The organism is Enterobacter cloacae complex sp. P14RS (assembly GCF_014895895.1).
Lineage (GTDB): Bacteria > Pseudomonadota > Gammaproteobacteria > Enterobacterales > Enterobacteriaceae > Enterobacter > Enterobacter bugandensis.
Map to the genome: position 1 here is coordinate 298,367 of NZ_JADBQM010000011.1, position 16,238 is coordinate 314,604.

At 54.3% G+C, this 16,238-nt stretch carries 14 protein-coding genes; 6 read left to right on the top strand and 8 right to left on the bottom strand.

All coding sequences use genetic code 11. The features are described 5' to 3' along the window. Positions 1–20: 20 nt before the first annotated feature. Both btuF and mtnN read right to left on the bottom strand, forming a co-directional pair. Positions 21–821, bottom strand: coding sequence for a vitamin B12 ABC transporter substrate-binding protein BtuF (gene btuF / locus IM295_RS10650; RefSeq protein WP_045631184.1), 801 nt, complete (start codon positions 819–821; stop codon positions 21–23). Beyond that, positions 814–1,512: a 5'-methylthioadenosine/S-adenosylhomocysteine nucleosidase gene (gene mtnN, locus IM295_RS10655; protein WP_028015570.1), complete on the bottom strand. Its 699-nt coding sequence runs from the start codon at positions 1,510–1,512 to the stop codon at positions 814–816. The genes btuF and mtnN overlap by 8 nt, the downstream gene beginning before the upstream one ends. A gap of 82 nt (positions 1,513–1,594) precedes the next feature. Between mtnN and dgt the strand changes: the two genes are divergently transcribed. The 3 genes from dgt (at position 1,595) to cdaR (ending at position 5,981) form a co-directional block, all read left to right on the top strand. Next, complete coding sequence (dgt, locus tag IM295_RS10660) at positions 1,595–3,109, top strand: dGTPase (protein WP_193066664.1); 1,515 nt, start codon at positions 1,595–1,597, stop codon at positions 3,107–3,109. Between the two features lie 131 nt (positions 3,110–3,240). After that, on the top strand, positions 3,241–4,677 hold the full coding sequence (gene degP, locus IM295_RS10665; RefSeq protein WP_028015572.1) for a serine endoprotease DegP: 1,437 nt from the start codon (positions 3,241–3,243) through the stop codon (positions 4,675–4,677). A 146-nt stretch (positions 4,678–4,823) separates the two neighbouring features. Next, positions 4,824–5,981, top strand: coding sequence for a DNA-binding transcriptional regulator CdaR (gene cdaR, locus IM295_RS10670; protein WP_032644978.1), 1,158 nt, complete (start codon positions 4,824–4,826; stop codon positions 5,979–5,981). Between the two features lie 92 nt (positions 5,982–6,073). Here cdaR and IM295_RS10675 read toward each other — a convergent pair whose 3' ends face one another. The 3 genes from IM295_RS10675 to IM295_RS10685 form a co-directional block, all read right to left on the bottom strand. Beyond that, positions 6,074–6,460 carry a DUF3461 family protein gene (locus IM295_RS10675; protein ID WP_014168696.1) on the bottom strand — a complete coding sequence of 129 codons (387 nt, stop codon included), beginning with the start codon at positions 6,458–6,460 and terminating at the stop codon, positions 6,074–6,076. Between the two features lie 213 nt (positions 6,461–6,673). Then, positions 6,674–8,356, bottom strand: coding sequence for a hypothetical protein (locus IM295_RS10680; protein WP_193066665.1), 1,683 nt, complete (start codon positions 8,354–8,356; stop codon positions 6,674–6,676). A 9-nt stretch (positions 8,357–8,365) separates the two neighbouring features. Further along, entirely contained in the window at positions 8,366–8,902 is a 537-nt protein-coding gene (locus IM295_RS10685) for a hypothetical protein (RefSeq protein WP_193066666.1), read from the bottom strand. A 251-nt stretch (positions 8,903–9,153) separates the two neighbouring features. On the opposite strand from IM295_RS10685, the gene IM295_RS10690 reads away from it, so the two are divergent. Further along, on the top strand, positions 9,154–9,786 hold the full coding sequence (locus IM295_RS10690) for a DNA-binding protein (protein WP_041911197.1): 633 nt from the start codon (positions 9,154–9,156) through the stop codon (positions 9,784–9,786). Here IM295_RS10690 and dapD read toward each other — a convergent pair. From dapD to map, 3 genes are all read right to left on the bottom strand, one after another. Then, positions 9,783–10,607, bottom strand: a complete 825-nt coding sequence (gene dapD, locus IM295_RS10695) for a 2,3,4,5-tetrahydropyridine-2,6-dicarboxylate N-succinyltransferase (protein WP_008501915.1) — start codon at positions 10,605–10,607, stop codon at positions 9,783–9,785. The two genes, IM295_RS10690 and dapD, sit on opposite strands and share 4 nt — an antisense overlap. Before the next feature lie 32 nt (positions 10,608–10,639). After that, on the bottom strand, positions 10,640–13,315 hold the full coding sequence (gene glnD / locus IM295_RS10700) for a bifunctional uridylyltransferase/uridylyl-removing protein GlnD (protein WP_008501914.1): 2,676 nt from the start codon (positions 13,313–13,315) through the stop codon (positions 10,640–10,642). A gap of 62 nt (positions 13,316–13,377) precedes the next feature. Further along, complete coding sequence (gene map, locus IM295_RS10705) at positions 13,378–14,172, bottom strand: type I methionyl aminopeptidase (RefSeq protein WP_028015578.1); 795 nt, start codon at positions 14,170–14,172, stop codon at positions 13,378–13,380. A gap of 322 nt (positions 14,173–14,494) precedes the next feature. Between map and rpsB the strand changes: the two genes are divergently transcribed. Together rpsB and tsf are read left to right on the top strand one after the other, a co-directional pair. Further along, positions 14,495–15,220, top strand: coding sequence for a 30S ribosomal protein S2 (gene rpsB / locus IM295_RS10710; RefSeq protein WP_003856207.1), 726 nt, complete (start codon positions 14,495–14,497; stop codon positions 15,218–15,220). Between the two features lie 117 nt (positions 15,221–15,337). Next, positions 15,338–16,189 (top strand): translation elongation factor Ts, encoded by an 852-nt coding sequence (tsf, locus tag IM295_RS10715; protein ID WP_028015579.1) that lies wholly within the window; start codon positions 15,338–15,340, stop codon positions 16,187–16,189. Positions 16,190–16,238: the final 49 nt, after the last annotated feature.

The window sequence follows — 16,238 nt, forward strand, 5'->3', positions numbered from 1 at the left end:
GTTAAATCCTCGAACAAATGTTAATGACCCTCTGCCAGGGCGGCACAGAGCTGTTTTGCGGCGAGGATAATACGCGGGCTGGCGCGTTCAAACCAGTCACCGTTGAGTGGGATCACCGGAATTTTTAGCTGGCTCTGCCAGAATTGTTTAATTTTAGGAATCTCGCTCGCATTTCCGACCACGACGATAGCCTGTGGCTGGCGCGCCAGGACCTGCTCACGGCTCACCTGAGGCCACGGTACCCGGCTGGCAGCAAAGATATTTTCACCGCCGCAGACTTCCAGCACCTGGTTCTGAATCGAGCCTTTTCCGGTGGTAAACAGCGGCTGGCTGCCGAACTGCAGGAAGATGCGCTTTTTAACAGGCGTATCGTATTGGGCTTTCAGCGCGGCATAGTCGCTGAGCATCTGGTTCGCCGCACTCTCGGCTTTTTGAGGCGCAGGGCTATAAGGGGCCAGGGCGCGCAGAGCCTGAGCGACCTGCTCAATACTTACCGCGTCAACCCACATGACCTTGATGCCAAGCGAGGTGAGCTGGTTAACCTGCCGCTCGGCGTTACCGCCGCGCCAGGCCAGCACGAGATCCGGCTTAAGCGCCACAATGCGCTCAAGATTCATCCCTTGCCAGGTTGCCACTTGTTCAATGCCGGCCGCCTGTGGGGGGTAATCTGAAAAGCTGCTGACGCCAACGGGGGTGATCCCGGCGGCAAACGCCAGTTCGGTATTAGCGGGAGAGAGGGTAATCACACGCGGCGCGGCGAACAGCCACGCCGGTGCAAGCAGCAGCAGGGCGGCCAGCGCCCTGATAGACCGTTTAGCCACGCGCCAGGTTCTGCACCAGGCGTTCCACCATCACGGTGGACTGTTTTGCCGCAACGGCCAGGAACTCGTCGAAGCTGATGTGAGACTGCTGGTCTGCCACATCAGAGATGGCGCGAACCACCACGAACGGTACGCTGAAATTGTGGCAAACGTGCGCAATCGCGGTCGCTTCCATCTCTACGGCAACCGCCTGCGGGAAGTTATGACGGATTTTCGCCAGACCGACCGAGCCATTGATGAACGCATCACCGCTGACAATCAGGCCGCGTACCGCGTTGAGATTGAGCTCAGCAATGCAGGCTTCAGCCGCCGCAATCAGTTTATCGTCAGCTTTAAACCCTGCCGGGCAGCCCGGAAGCTGGCCATACTCGTAGCCGAACGCGGTGACGTCAGCATCGTGGTAACGCGCTTCGTCGGAGACAACGATATCGCCCACTTTCAGCGTCGGTGCCAGACCGCCTGCTGAGCCCGTGTTAATGATGACGTCCGGCTTGCAGCGCTCAAGCAGCAGGGTCGCACCCAGCGCAGCAGCCACTTTACCGATGCCTGATTTCAGCAGAGCCACCTCAACACCGTTCAGCTGTCCGGTGTAGATCTCACAACCCCCGAGAGAGAGGGTCTGACGGTTCTCAATTTTGTCACGCAGGAGCGTAACTTCTTCTTCCATTGCACCAATAATGCCGATTTTCATAGATTTACTCGCGATGTGCCTTGTTAAGAGGCATAGTCTATCATGCGGTTAAGGGGAAACGCATTCTCACGCGGGGGAGCACATGTCACCAATCGATTTTCGTACCAAAATTAACTGGCACCGACGTTTCCGTTCGCCGCAGGGCGAAAAGAGCGAACATGAGATCCTGCGTATCTTCGAAAGCGATCGCGGCAGGATTATTAACTCGCCCGCCATCCGGCGTCTGCAGCAAAAGACCCAGGTATTCCCGCTGGAGCGTAACGCCGCGGTGCGCACGCGCTTAACCCACTCCATGGAAGTGCAGCAGGTCGGGCGTTATATTGCCAAAGAGATTTTAAGCCGCCTCAAAGAGCAGCGTTTACTGGAAACCTATGGCCTGGATGAGCTGACGGGGCCTTTCGAGAGCATCGTTGAGATGGCCTGCCTGATGCATGACATCGGCAACCCGCCTTTTGGCCATTTTGGCGAGGCGGCTATTAATGACTGGTTTAAACAACGGCTTTATCCGTCGGATGCGGCAAGCCAGCCACTCAGCGATGACCGCTGCATCGTGCGCGATTTACGCCTGCGTGAAGGCGAAGAAGGGCTGAACGATCTGCGCCGCAAAGTGCGCCAGGATCTCTGTCACTTTGAGGGCAATGCGCAGGGGATCCGGCTGGTGCACTCCCTGATGCGCATGAACCTGACCTGGGCGCAGGTTGGCTGCATTTTGAAATATACGCGTCCCGCGTGGTGGATGGGGGAAACGCCCGCATCCCACAGCTATTTAATGAAAAAACCGGGCTATTACCTTTCCGAAGAGGCCTATATAGAACGGCTGCGTAAAGAACTTTCCCTGACGCCAAACGGCCGATTCCCATTGACGTGGATTATGGAAGCCGCCGACGATATTTCCTATTGCGTGGCTGACCTGGAAGATGCAGTTGAGAAAAGAATATTCAGCGTCGAGGAGCTTTATCAGCATCTTTATGCGGCATGGGGAACCCATGAAAAAGGATCGCTGTTTGCGCAGGTTGTCGAAAATGCCTGGGAAAAATCGCGCTCAAATACGTTGAGCCGCAGTACGGAAGATCAGTTCTTTATGTATTTGCGGGTCAATACATTAAATAAACTGGTGCCGTATGCCGCCTCGCGCTTTATTGATAATTTGCCGCAAATCTTTAGCGGGGAATTCAATCATGCGCTGCTGGAAGATGACAGCAGTTTCAGTCAACTCCTTGAGCTTTATAAACATGTGGCGATGCGGCAAGTGTTCAGCCATCCTGATGTCGAGCAGCTGGAACTGCAGGGATACCGTGTAATCAGTGGATTACTGGAAATTTATTCACCGTTGCTTCAGCTCTCCGTCGAGGAGTTTAGCGAGCTGGTGGAAAAAGAACGCGTGCGGCGAATTCCTATCGAATCCCGGCTTTATCAGAAACTTTCTACCCGCCATCGGCTGGCGTATGTCGAAGCGATGGGTAAGCTGGATCGCCACGCTCTGGAATGGCCGGTGATGGAATATTATTATCGCTGCCGTCTAATCCAGGACTATATCAGCGGCATGACCGATTTGTATGCCTGGGATGAATACCGCAAGCTCATGGCCGTGGAATAATTCCGGAGTTTTGTAAAGAAGGCCAATAAATTTTTACCTTTTCCATAAACTTATGGCCGGAACTAAGCGGTATAAAATGAATCTGAGTTACACAGCAATTTTGCGTTACCTGTAAATCGAGATTGAGAAACATGAAAAAAACCACATTAGCAATGAGTGCACTGGCTCTGAGTTTAGGTTTAGCGCTGTCTCCTCTGACTGCTACTGCAGCCGAGACCGCGTCGTCGGCAGCAACCGCGCAGCAGATGCCAAGCCTGGCACCGATGCTCGAAAAAGTGATGCCATCGGTGGTGAGTATTAACGTTGAGGGCAGCACGACCGTCAATACGCCGCGCATGCCGCGTAACTTCCAGCAGTTCTTCGGTGACAATTCACCGTTCTGCCAGGACGGTTCGCCGTTCCAGAGTTCTCCGTTCTGTCAGGGCGGTGGCGCAGGGGATGACGGCCAGGGCGGCGGCCAGCAACAGAAATTCATGGCGCTTGGTTCCGGTGTGATTATTGATGCCGCAAAAGGCTACGTGGTCACCAACAACCACGTTGTGGATAACGCCAGCACCATTAAAGTTCAGCTGAGCGATGGTCGTAAATTCGATGCTAAAGTGGTGGGTAAAGATCCGCGCTCCGACATCGCGCTGATCCAGATTCAGGATCCGAAGAACCTGACGGCGATTAAAATTGCCGACTCCGATGCGCTGCGCGTGGGCGATTACACCGTCGCTATCGGTAACCCGTTCGGTCTGGGTGAAACCGTGACCTCCGGTATTGTTTCTGCGCTGGGCCGTAGCGGCCTGAATGCGGAAAACTATGAAAACTTCATCCAGACGGACGCGGCAATCAACCGCGGTAACTCCGGCGGTGCGCTGGTGAACCTGAACGGCGAGCTGATCGGTATCAACACCGCTATTTTGGCGCCGGACGGCGGCAACATCGGTATCGGCTTTGCTATCCCGAGCAACATGGTGAAAAACCTGACTGCTCAGATGGTGCAGTATGGCCAGGTGAAACGCGGTGAGCTGGGTATTATGGGCACCGAGCTGAACTCCGAGCTGGCGAAAGCGATGAAGGTGGATGCGCAGCGCGGTGCGTTCGTCAGCCAGGTTATGCCGAACTCCTCTGCAGCGAAGGCGGGCATTAAAGCGGGTGATGTAATCACCTCTCTGAACGGTAAACCGATCAGCAGCTTTGCCGCCCTGCGTGCGGAAGTGGGCTCGATGCCAATTGGCAGCAAAGTGACCCTTGGCCTGCTGCGTGACGGCAAACCGGTTAACGTAAGCCTGGAGCTGCAGCAGAGCAGCCAGAATCAGGTGGACTCCAGCACCATCTTCAGCGGAATTGAAGGCGCAGAGATGAGTAACAAGGGCCAGGACAAAGGCGTGGTGGTGAACAACGTGAAAGCAAATTCACCTGCTGCCCGTATCGGCCTGAAAAAAGGCGATGTGATCATGGGGGCTAACCAGCAACCGGTGAAAAACATCGCTGAACTGCGCAAAATTCTCGACAGCAAACCGTCCGTGCTGGCGCTGAATATCCAGCGCGGTGACACCTCAATTTACCTGCTGATGCAGTAATTCTCTTAAGCCCCTCTACGCAGGGGCTTTCTTGTTTCTGTGACGCCTACCGCAACTCCATACTTCCCCCTCTCACTTTGTGCATTCGCACAATGCAGTCGTTGCTGAACTTCCCTATGCTTGAGCTCTGCTCACAGGAGGGTTACATGGCTGGCTGGCATCTAGATACCAAAATGGCGCAGGATATCGTGGCGCGCACCATGCGCATCATTGATACCAATATCAACGTAATGGATGCCCGCGGGCGCATTATTGGCAGCGGCGATCGCGAGCGTATTGGGGAATTGCACGAAGGAGCCCTGCTGGTGCTCTCTCAGGGTCGCGTGGTTGATATCGATGATGCGGTAGCGAAACACCTGCACGGCGTGCGTCAGGGGATCAACCTGCCGCTGCGTCTGGAAGGGGAAATTGTTGGCGTCATCGGCCTGACGGGCGAACCGGAATCCCTGCGTAAATACGGCGAGCTGGTCTGCATGACGGCGGAAATGATGCTGGAGCAGTCGCGTCTGATGCATCTTCTTGCTCAGGACAGCCGCTTACGTGAAGAGCTGGTGATGAACCTGATTCAGGCGGAAGAACATACGCCTGCACTCAGCGAATGGGCGCAGCGTCTGGGGATCGACCTGAACCAGCCGCGCGTGGTGGCGGTGATTGAGGTCGATAGCGGACAGCTTGGCGTAGACAGCGCGATGGCCGAGCTGCAGCAGCTGCAAAATGCGCTGGCGACGCCGGAGCGCGACAACCTGGTGGCGATCGTCTCGCTGACGGAAATGGTGGTACTCAAACCCGCGCTCAATGCGTTCGGCCGCTGGGATGCGGAAGATCATCGTCGTCGCGTGGAACTGCTGATTTCCCGTATGCAGGAGAACGGCCAGTTGCGTTTTCGCGTTGCCCTGGGCAATTACTTTACCGGGCCGGGCAGCATCGCCCGGTCCTGGCGTACCGCGCGCACCACCATGATGGTGGGCAAGCAGCGGATGCCGGAGAGCCGCAGTTATTTCTATCAGGATCTGATGCTGCCGGTGCTGCTCGACAGCCTGCGCGGCGGCTGGCAGGCCAATGAGCTGGCGCGGCCATTAGCGCGCCTGAAGGCGATGGACAACAATGGGTTGCTGCGCCGGACGCTGCAGGCGTGGTTCCGCCATAATGTGCAACCGCTGGCGACCTCAAAAGCGCTGTTTATTCACCGCAATACGCTTGAGTACCGGCTAAACCGGATCTCGGAGCTGACGGGGCTGGATTTGGGAAACTTTGACGACAGGCTGCTGCTCTATGTCGCCTTGCAACTGGACGAACAGAGATGACTGAGTGCGGTCTGGTCCCCTCACCCCATCCCTCTCCCACGGGGAGAGGGCGCAAACACTAAAAAAGGCAATCAGGGATTGCCGTTTTGCTTTTATTTCCGCGTTAATTTCTCAAGATCCGCTTCAATCTCGCTGATCTTGTTGGTGACAACGCTTTCAAGGTGACGCAGATCGTCGAGGATCTTACGCTTGAGATCGACTTCGGTGCGATCGCGCTGGCAAATCTGATCGAGTTCATCGATCACATAGCGCAGGTTAGGGCTGATTTCCTGCACCTCTTTGTACCCTTGTCCTACGCCGTCAGCGACGACGGTCTTACGCTGGCGTGGATATTTAAACTTCACGCTCTTGGCGAAAAACTCTCCTTTATCCTTGTGAAAATAGATTTTTAAAATGTCGTTGTTGGCTTCCTGGCGAAGGCTGTAACGATCGATTTCATCAGGATTGGTAATGCCCAGACTTTTCAGATTATCGTACATAGCGGTACCCTTATCTCAACATAACCTTTGAATAATTAATGAAAAAATTCCTTTTTGCCACCCTCATATACAAAAAAAGCGGGGTCGATCCTGATTACATTTCACTGAAATTACCGGGCAGGGAAGGTGCATTGCCCCCACTCGTTTATTGTTGTTTTTAACGACTACGTCAAGTGGAAATCAATTTAATACCAAAACCTGACGATCTGAGCGCTAGCGCAGTAAGGCGATGGAGGCCAGCATTTCGCTTTCCGTGGTGGTAATTTCCTGTTCCAACAGTTCGTCGATCCGCTGTTTTTTGATTGCCTGATTGACGCCGAACAGATCGAGCTTATCCAGCAGGAACATCACCAGCGCCGTAATCACGGCGGTCAGGACCGATGAGAGTAAAATGGGGAGCGGTCCTGGTAGACCAAGGCCGCTGAGCCATGACTCAAGGCCAATAGCCGCAAAGACGGAAAGAGAACCTGCTACAAGCTTAAGAATGGCATCGCCTTTTTGGGCCATACTGCTGTGTTTATCCCTGAGGATCGGTACCGTCTGCATCAGCACCTTAAAGCCTTCTTTTACCATCCGCATGATGTTTTTAAACACGCCAACGAAGCAGTTAACAATCCCTTCCAGCAGCATCGACACGAAATTTTTAATAAAGCCGACGGCAACATCTTTTAATAAAACAACAGCGTTTTTGAGAATGTGATCTTTCATGCGACCAAGACGAATCGACAGAGCCTGCGAAAAATCGCTCGCACCTACGCCAGCTTCAATACCGTGCGTTAAACAGCTGCGCAGCTCATAGTAAAGAGGCTTGATAATGAAGAGAATGAGATCGCCCAGCGACTGATGACCTGATGCCTGGGCCGCATCTTTCGCCAGAACTTTTTGGACGTCGCGATCCTTGCGGATATTATCAAATACGGTTTCATTGGTTTTGGTATCCATCGTTTGCTGCGCGATGTCCATTTTCTCGACCATCACCTGCCGCGTTTTGATTTCCTCTTCTGTCAGCGGATGCGCGACATCTTTTTTCCCTTTTTTGACAACTACAAAGCCCTGATCGATCTCCTGCTGGAGTTCTTCGCGGGTTTTAGCGAACTTACCGGTTTTCTCGCCACGGTTGTTTTGCATGCTGGTAACAGCATAATTTTCGTCAATATTGAGAATATTTTTGATGTCATCAAGCTTCAGAGCCTTGTTGCTTTTGAGGTTGTTGCATACTTCGGCGCACGAGACGACATGATCGACTTCGGCAGCCTGCTCCTGCTCTCCCTCGCTTTTCGCATGTTTTTTGTACTGGTAGATCGTGCCGTTACCATATTCATCCTCAGCGCGCAGATTACCGGAGAAATGGTTCTCTTTACGGGCCTTCATTTTTGCACCATCGCGCATGTTCAGAGAGTCGTTGTTGCGCGTCATTTCGCCGCCGTTAAACGACGATTGTTCAGAAAAACGCTCAATATTTTGACGCTCGTTCAAGTGCTCGCTGTAGCTATCCAGCATAAAGGCATTTCTTTCGGGCGCTTCGTAACTGAACGCCCGGCACTCCTGGTACAGGCGGGACGGGGTAACACCTTGTCGGGTGCCGATATTGCAGGCGCGCATTGTGCCGTCGAGCAGGCTGAGAAACACGGGTTCGAGGATATTGTCGATGGCGCTGCCCGTTGAGATTACGTCCAGGCGGGCCATAACGTCGTCGTTGCTGACCGTCAGGTTGACCCCCATGATCGCTTCGCGGTAAATGCTGCCGGTATCGCACCCCTTTATAAATGCAGCATCGACTTCTCCGGTCAGATGAGCTTCGATGGCGGACGCCGTCGCCACGGATTTTAGCGCAGGGGCATTCCGCACCTGTTGCAGCTTTTTCATTCTGGCGAGATGTGCATTAAGATTTGTCATCCGTCGTCCTCAGGCCGCAACCAGTAAGTTCCAGGAGGCCATAAAATCACTTTCGCTTTGTGTTCTTAGCTCATCCTGACTTGCCATCATGCCAACAATGAGGCTAAACCTCTCCAGGCTTTTCGCATCGTTAAGCTGATATTCATTTATAAGTGACCAAACCGTTGGCAGATTGGGCGGTGTTTCGACCATCTCGACGATCTTCTGCTGAACGGCTTGAGGTAACTTTTCCCGCGGAACAAGACCAGACACTGCATCATCCAGCAGGGCAATATTTTCCGCCGGGGTCTTGCCATTAGCCTTGATGCAGCATGTCCCCAGCGCATACGCCGCGAGGATAAAGTCATCCCGTTTACTGATATCGCGCATCTTGTCCGCCAGTTCAGTCTGGAGTTTTTTGATCTTTTCGGCGTATTCAGCTTTTGCGATCTGCTGCCCTTCAGCAATCCCTTCGTCTTTGCCGCTATTTTTTCCCCATAAATACGTCCCGGCCAGAGTGACCAGACCTGCGATCCCCGCACCAATTATTTTGCCGTAATGACTCATTGCACGATTCCCGTTTATTGCCCGCAAGGCCAGATTATTATTTGCTGTTCACGAATAATATCGTTAATCCTGTTTTTCAACAAACCTATGTTTTAAAAGAAAAAATTTGCATTAAGTAACGAGGTGAACTTGCTTGTAAAGAGATTCATCATTGTTACTTCAGCTGAGAAAAGGCGAGCGAGACGGGTATTCAAAAGCGGGGAAATGAGGCAAAGTTATCGCACAAAAGCGTAGCCCGCGGGGATAATGACATGTCAGGACGCATTGATTATCAGATCGAAAAATACAGCTTTGGCGCCGCAGATGAGAGCCCAAGGCTCACGCACCAGTGGGCAGAAGTTGCCGCAGAGTGCCGCCAGCTAAAGGCGGGTGCGGAAGAGCGTTTACGTATTGCCTTACTGAACGTGGATTATGTCACCAGCTTCGAACTGCCGTTCCGACTGGTGCTGACCCGCGCCCCTCAGCTTATCGCCGGGCTGCGCGATGAGTTTCAGTTAAGCCAGAAGAACGTCATCTTTAACGGCAAGCGCTTTGGCTGCGTCTACAGCCTGAAAGCCGATCTCAATGCGATTCCTGAGGCTTTTCAGTACCGCATGAGCACCCGCATTCGGCGGATCGATCCCACCGGGCTTACTGCAGAGCCCTTCCGGCAGATCGCCAAAGAGGTAAAAGCGCCGCGTGAGCGACTGAAGCTGGCGCTTGAGTCGGGACTGGCCGTGACGGCTCTCGACGGGCTTTTCTGGCTGGGGAGCCAGCGTATGGCGGCGGATATCGCAGGGTTGAGAAAAAAGGGAATGGCAATCGCGACTGCGGAAACGGACGTTTTTGATGATTATACCGGGACGCACAGGCGCGTCCCGGTTTATCAACGCGTCGGGGATTAGTCGATGGTGCGCAGCAGTTCGTTGATGCCCACTTTACCGCGGGTTTTCGCATCCACTTTCTTCACGATAACGGCACAGTACAGGCTGTATTTACCGTCTTTTGACGGCAGGTTACCGGAAACCACCACGGAGCCCGCCGGAACGCGACCGTAGTGCACTTCGCCGGTTTCGCGATCGTAAATGCGGGTGCTCTGGCCGATGTAAACGCCCATGGAGATCACGGAGCCTTCTTCCACGATCACGCCTTCAACCACTTCTGAACGCGCGCCGATGAAGCAGTTGTCTTCGATGATGGTCGGGTTAGCCTGCAGTGGCTCCAGAACGCCACCGATGCCGACGCCGCCGGACAGGTGAACGTTTTTACCGATCTGCGCGCAGGAACCGACGGTTGCCCAGGTATCGACCATGGTGCCTTCGTCAACGTACGCACCGATGTTCACATAGGATGGCATCAGCACGGTGTTGCGTGCGATGAATGCACCCTGACGTACTGCCGCTGGTGGTACCACGCGGAAGCCTTCTTTCTGGAAACGCGCTTCGTCGTAATCCGCGAATTTCATTGGCACTTTATCGAAGTAGCGGCTTTCTGCTCCGTCGATAACTTGGTTATCGTTGATGCGGAAAGAGAGCAGCACGGCCTTCTTCAGCCATTGATGAGTGACCCACTGACCGTCGATTTTTTCTGCCACGCGCAGGGCGCCGGAATCCAGCAGGGAAATAACCTGGTTTACCGCTTCACGGGTCACGGTATCCACATTTGCCGGGGTGATCTCGGCGCGACGCTCAAAAGCGGACTCAATAACGTTCTGTAACTGCTGCATTGTTTACTCTTTCCATTTCACTAAAAAACACGTCACCCTTTATCGTTTGGATTGAGGGCTGCTGTCAACCGTTGTTGCACTTCAAGCTGCAGGTCATTATTAAGGGCACGCCGGTCGGCGGTGGCGATTATAAATAAATCTTCTACTCGCTCGCCAATGGTTGTAATTCGGGCCCCATGAAGCGAAATTCCCAGATCGGCAAAAACCTGGCCGACGCGAGCAAGCAGCCCTGGCTGGTCGAGCGCGATCAGCTCCAGGAACGATTTACGGTCGGTGTGGGTCGGCAGGAAGTTGACCTCTGTATCGACAGTAAAATGACGCAGTTTCGCCGGCTGACGGCGCGGCTGCGGGGGCTGCCAGCTGCGCTGCGTGATCGCTTGCTCCAGACCGAAGCGAATCCCTTCATGCCTGTCCGACGACAGCGGGCTGCCGTCCGGCTCCAGCACGATAAAAGTATCCATCGCCATGCCGTCGCGGGTGGTAAAAATCTGCGCGTCGTGAACGCTCAGGTTACGCCTGTCCAGCTCGGCGCAGACGGCAGCAAACAGATAAGGCCGGTCCGGGCTCCAGATGAATATCTCCGTTCCGCCGCGCGTGGCCTGCGGGCTCAGCAGGATCATCGGTTGAGACAGATCGTGCTTCAGCAGGTGCCGCGCGTGCCAGGCAAGCTGGTTTGGGCTGTGGCGCACAAAATAGTTGGCACGGCAGCGGGCCCAAATCTGATGCAGCGCCTCTTCATCAATGTTATCCATCCGCAGCAGCGCCAGCGCCTGCAGCTGGTGATGACGCACGCGCTCGCGCATGTCCGGGGTGTTTTGCATCCCGCGTCGCAGCTGTTTTTCGGTGGCGAAGTACAGCTCGCGCAGCAGGCTCTGCTTCCAGCTGTTCCACAGGGTCTCGTTGGTGGCGCAAATATCGGCCACCGTCAGGCAGACCAGATAGCGCAGACGGTTTTCCGTTTGAACTTCTTCGGCGAACTGCTTAATAACCTCAGGGTCCTGAATATCGCGACGCTGGGCGGTGACCGACATCAGCAGGTGATGGCGTACCAGCCAGGCGACCAGCTGCGTTTCGCGCGAGTTGAGACCGTGCAGTTCGGCAAATTTCAGCACGTCCTGTGCGCCCAGCACCGAGTGATCGCCGCCGCGGCCCTTGGCGATGTCGTGGAACAGGGCGGCAATCAGGATCAGTTCCGGATGGGTCAGGCGCGGCCACAGCTCCACGCACAGCGGGTGGCGGGAGCGCGTCTCTTCTTTGGCAAAGCTTTCCAGCTTGAGCATCACGCGGATGGTGTGTTCATCCACCGTGTAGGCGTGGAACAGATCGAACTGCATCTGCCCAACGATGTGCGACCACTGCGGCATATAGGCCCACAGCACGCTGTGACGGTGCATCGGCAGCAGCCCGCGGCTGACGGCACCCGGATGGCGGAGCATGCTCAGGAACAGTGAGCGCGCTTCCGGGATGTAACACAAAGGCTGCGTCAGATGGCGGCGCGCGTGGCGCAGATGGCGCAGGGTGGTGGAGTAGATCCCGGTGATGGTGCTGTTGCGCACCATGGTGTAGAACATCCGCAGGATCGCTTCCGGCTCGCGGATAAACAGCGTTTCGTCGCGCAGATCGATAAGCGTGCCGCGCAGCTGGAATTCGTCGTCAATCGGGCGCGGCTTTTCGTCGGCAGTCAGGGCCAGAATGGCCTCGTCGAACAGCTGCAACAGCATCTGGTTCAGCTCGGTAACCCGGCGGGTGACGCGGAAGAAATCCTTCATCATCTGCTCAACCGGCTCGTTGCCTTCGCCCTGATAGTTCAGCCGCTGCGCTACGCTGAGCTGACGGTCAAACAGCAGGCGGTTATCATAGCGGGTAACTTCCAGATGCAGGGCAAAACGGATGCGCCACAGCAGGTGCAGACACTCGTTTAGCTCGTTACGCTCGGCCTCGGTCAGGAAGCCAAAGCCGACCATCTCGTCCATCGAGGTGGCGCCAAAGTGGCGACGGGCGACCCACTGTAACGTGTGAATGTCGCGCAGGCCGCCGGGGCTGCTTTTAATATCGGGTTCAAGGTTATAGCTGGTGCCGTGGTAGCGCTGATGGCGCTGGTTTTGTTCCTCGACCTTGGCGGCGAAGAATTTCTCAGATGGCCAGAAGCCGTCGCTGAAAATATGCTTTTGCAGCTCCAGAAACAGCGCGACGTCACCAATCAGCAGGCGGGTTTCAATCAGGTTGGTGGCGACGGTCAGGTCCGATAGCCCCTCCAGCAGGCACTCTTCCAGGGTGCGCACGCTGTGGCCGACTTCAAGCTTGACGTCCCACAGCAGAGTCAGCAGCTCGCCTATTTTCTGCGCCTGTTCGTCCGGAAGCTTTTTGCGGCTCAGGATCAGCAGGTCGATATCGGAAAGCGGATGCAGCTCCCCGCGGCCATAGCCCCCGACGGCAACCAGCGCGACGTCGCTCACCTGCCCGAAACCGTAGTCGATCCACAGACGCTGCAGGAGCTGATCGATAAATTCGGTGCGCGCTTCGATGAGCTGCTCGGCAGAGACGCCCGCGTCGAACGCGCTGCCCAGCCAGCGGTGGAAAACATCCATATGGGCTTTTATGTGCGCGCAGGTCAGCTCGTGCGGCGGCCAGACGCCCGGGTTATCGGGCTGGTCGGGGAGGGTGGGAAGTGCTGTGTTAGCATACTGTTCGGGTAATAGATTGCTCATCGTGCGCCACCCATAAGAAAAAGCTATCGCCATTAAAAAAGCCGGCATTTGCCGGCTCCTTATCACTCAATGTTCGTCAGTATCGCCGGGATGGTGTCATCCTTGCGCAACGTCATAATTTCGCAGCCGTTGTCCGTTACCACAATAGTATGCTCGTACTGGGCAGACAAGCTTCTGTCTTTGGTTTTCACCGTCCAGCCGTCTTTCATAGTGCGGATGCGGTAGTCACCGGCGTTGACCATCGGTTCGATGGTGAAGGTCATCCCTTTTTGCAGCACCACGCCGCCGTCATCGGCATCATAGTGCAGAACCTGCGGCTCTTCATGGAAGACGCGACCGATGCCGTGACCGCAGTATTCGCGCACCACGGAGAAACCTTCCGCTTCCACGAATTTCTGAATTGCGGCACCGAGAGTGCGCAGGCGGATGCCCGGCTTAACCATTTTCAGCGCCAGGTACAGGCTCTCTTGCGTCACTTTGCACAGACGCTCGCCCAGAATCGTTGGTTTACCAACGATGAACATCTTCGAGGTGTCACCGTGGTACTCGTCTTTAATGACGGTCACGTCGATGTTGACGATGTCGCCATCTTTAAGCAGTTTTTCGTCGTCCGGAATACCGTGGCAAACCACTTCATTAATAGAGATGCAGACGGATTTCGGGAAACCGTGGTAGCCAAGACAGGCGGAAACCGCGTGCTGCTCGTTAACGATATAGTCATTACAGATGCGATCCAGTTCGCCGGTGCTGACGCCCGGCTTCACGAACGGCTCGATCATTTCCAGCACTTCCGCGGCCAGACGACCGGCGACGCGCATCTTTTCAATTTCTTCAGGTGTCTTAATAGAGATAGCCATGTAATCTGTCCATCGGTGTCGATTTTTTCGACAATACTAGTCTAAGTATCGTCAATGGTATCAGTCAGGCACGCCCCGTGCCAAATTGAGAATCATTAACAGCACACTCCGCCAACAACTGTTGGTTTCTGGTCGTGTTTTGTGGTATAAAGCGCGCCGGACTTCCGATCCATCTCAGATACACAGGCTGGACGGAAGCGACAAATCTCACTTTGTGTAACAACACACACGTATCGGCACATATTCCGGGGTGCCCTTCGGGGTCGGTAATATGGGATACGTGGAGGCATAACCCCAACTTTCAATATAGAGGTTTTAAAACATGGCAACTGTTTCCATGCGCGACATGCTCAAGGCTGGTGTTCACTTTGGTCACCAGACCCGTTACTGGAACCCGAAAATGAAGCCTTTCATCTTCGGCGCGCGTAACAAAGTTCACATCATCAACCTTGAGAAAACTGTACCAATGTTCAACGAAGCCCTGGCTGAGCTGAACAAGATCTCTTCCCGTAAAGGTAAGATTCTGTTCGTTGGTACTAAGCGCGCTGCAAGCGAAGCTGTGAAAGATGCTGCTAACAGCTGCGATCAGTTCTTCGTGAACCATCGCTGGTTGGGCGGCATGCTGACCAACTGGAAAACTGTTCGTCAGTCCATCAAGCGCCTGAAAGATCTGGAAACCCAGTCTCAGGACGGTACTTTCGACAAGCTGACTAAGAAAGAAGCGCTGATGCGCACTCGTGAACTGGACAAGCTGGAAAACAGCCTGGGCGGTATCAAAGATATGGGCGGCCTGCCAGACGCGCTGTTCGTAATCGATGCAGACCACGAGCACATCGCTATCAAAGAAGCTAACAACCTGGGTATCCCGGTATTCGCTATCGTTGATACCAACTCCGATCCGGACGGTGTTGACTTCGTTATCCCGGGTAACGACGACGCAATCCGTGCTGTTAGCCTGTACCTGAGCGCTGTAGCTGCTACCGTTCGTGAAGGCCGTTCACAGGATCTGGCTTCTCAGGCGGAAGAAAGCTTCGTAGAAGCTGAATAATAAGGTTTTACCCCTTATTAGTACCGTGTATGAATAGGGGCCCATTATCGGCCCCTTTTTTCAATTTACACTGTTTGGCCTCCGGCCGGGCAGTTCACATCTCCCGAGGATTTAAGAATGGCTGAAATTACCGCATCCCTGGTAAAAGAGCTGCGCGAGCGTACTGGCGCAGGCATGATGGATTGCAAAAAAGCGCTGACTGAAGCGAACGGCGACATCGAGCTGGCAATCGAAAACATGCGTAAATCCGGTGCGATCAAAGCAGCTAAGAAAGCAGGCAACGTTGCTGCTGACGGCGTGATCATCACTAAAATCGACGGCACCTACGGCATCATTCTGGAAGTTAACTGCCAGACTGACTTCGTTGCTAAAGATGGCGGTTTCCAGGCATTTGCGAACAAAGTTCTGGACGCAGCTGTTGCTGGCAAAATCACTGACGTTGAAGTTCTGAAAGCACAGTTCGAAGAAGAACGTGTTGCGCTGGTTGCTAAAATCGGTGAGAACATCAACATCCGTCGCGTATCTTCCCTGGAAGGCGAAGTACTGGGTTCTTACCAGCACGGCGCACGTATCGGTGTTCTGGTTGCGGCTAAAGGCGCTGACGAAGAGCTGGTTAAACAGCTGGCAATGCACATCGCTGCAAGCAAACCAGAATTCGTTAAGCCAGAAGACGTGTCTGCTGAAGTGGTAGAGAAAGAGTACCAGGTTCAGCTGGACATCGCGATGCAGTCTGGTAAGCCAAAAGAAATCGCAGAGAAAATGGTTGAAGGCCGCATGAAGAAATTCACCGGCGAAGTTTCTCTGACTGGCCAGCCTTTCGTTATGGATCCAAGCAAGTCTGTTGCTCAGCTGCTGAAAGAGCACAACGCTGACGTAACTGGCTTCATCCGCTTCGAAGTGGGCGAAGGCATCGAGAAAGTTGAGACTGACTTCGCAGCAGAAGTTGCTGCAATGTCCAAGCAGTCTTAATGATTGAAAAGGAGCCGCCTGAGGGCGGCTTCTTTTTGTCACCCGTCAC

Excerpts from the sequence above, each read along its gene's own strand:
- map (WP_028015578.1), bottom strand. The coding sequence starts at position 14,172 with ATGGCTATCTCTATTAAGACACCTGAAGAAATTGAAAAGATGCGCGTC.
- dapD (WP_008501915.1), bottom strand. The coding sequence starts at position 10,607 with ATGCAGCAGTTACAGAACGTTATTGAGTCCGCTTTTGAGCGTCGCGCC.
- degP (WP_028015572.1), top strand. The coding sequence starts at position 3,241 with ATGAAAAAAACCACATTAGCAATGAGTGCACTGGCTCTGAGTTTAGGT.
- IM295_RS10680 (WP_193066665.1), bottom strand. The coding sequence starts at position 8,356 with ATGACAAATCTTAATGCACATCTCGCCAGAATGAAAAAGCTGCAACAG.
- rpsB (WP_003856207.1), top strand. The coding sequence starts at position 14,495 with ATGGCAACTGTTTCCATGCGCGACATGCTCAAGGCTGGTGTTCACTTT.
- dgt (WP_193066664.1), top strand. The coding sequence starts at position 1,595 with ATGTCACCAATCGATTTTCGTACCAAAATTAACTGGCACCGACGTTTC.
- glnD (WP_008501914.1), bottom strand. The coding sequence starts at position 13,315 with ATGAGCAATCTATTACCCGAACAGTATGCTAACACAGCACTTCCCACC.
- IM295_RS10675 (WP_014168696.1), bottom strand. The coding sequence starts at position 6,460 with ATGTACGATAATCTGAAAAGTCTGGGCATTACCAATCCTGATGAAATC.
- mtnN (WP_028015570.1), bottom strand. The coding sequence starts at position 1,512 with ATGAAAATCGGCATTATTGGTGCAATGGAAGAAGAAGTTACGCTCCTG.
- IM295_RS10690 (WP_041911197.1), top strand. The coding sequence starts at position 9,154 with ATGTCAGGACGCATTGATTATCAGATCGAAAAATACAGCTTTGGCGCC.
- cdaR (WP_032644978.1), top strand. The coding sequence starts at position 4,824 with ATGGCTGGCTGGCATCTAGATACCAAAATGGCGCAGGATATCGTGGCG.
- IM295_RS10685 (WP_193066666.1), bottom strand. The coding sequence starts at position 8,902 with ATGAGTCATTACGGCAAAATAATTGGTGCGGGGATCGCAGGTCTGGTC.
- tsf (WP_028015579.1), top strand. The coding sequence starts at position 15,338 with ATGGCTGAAATTACCGCATCCCTGGTAAAAGAGCTGCGCGAGCGTACT.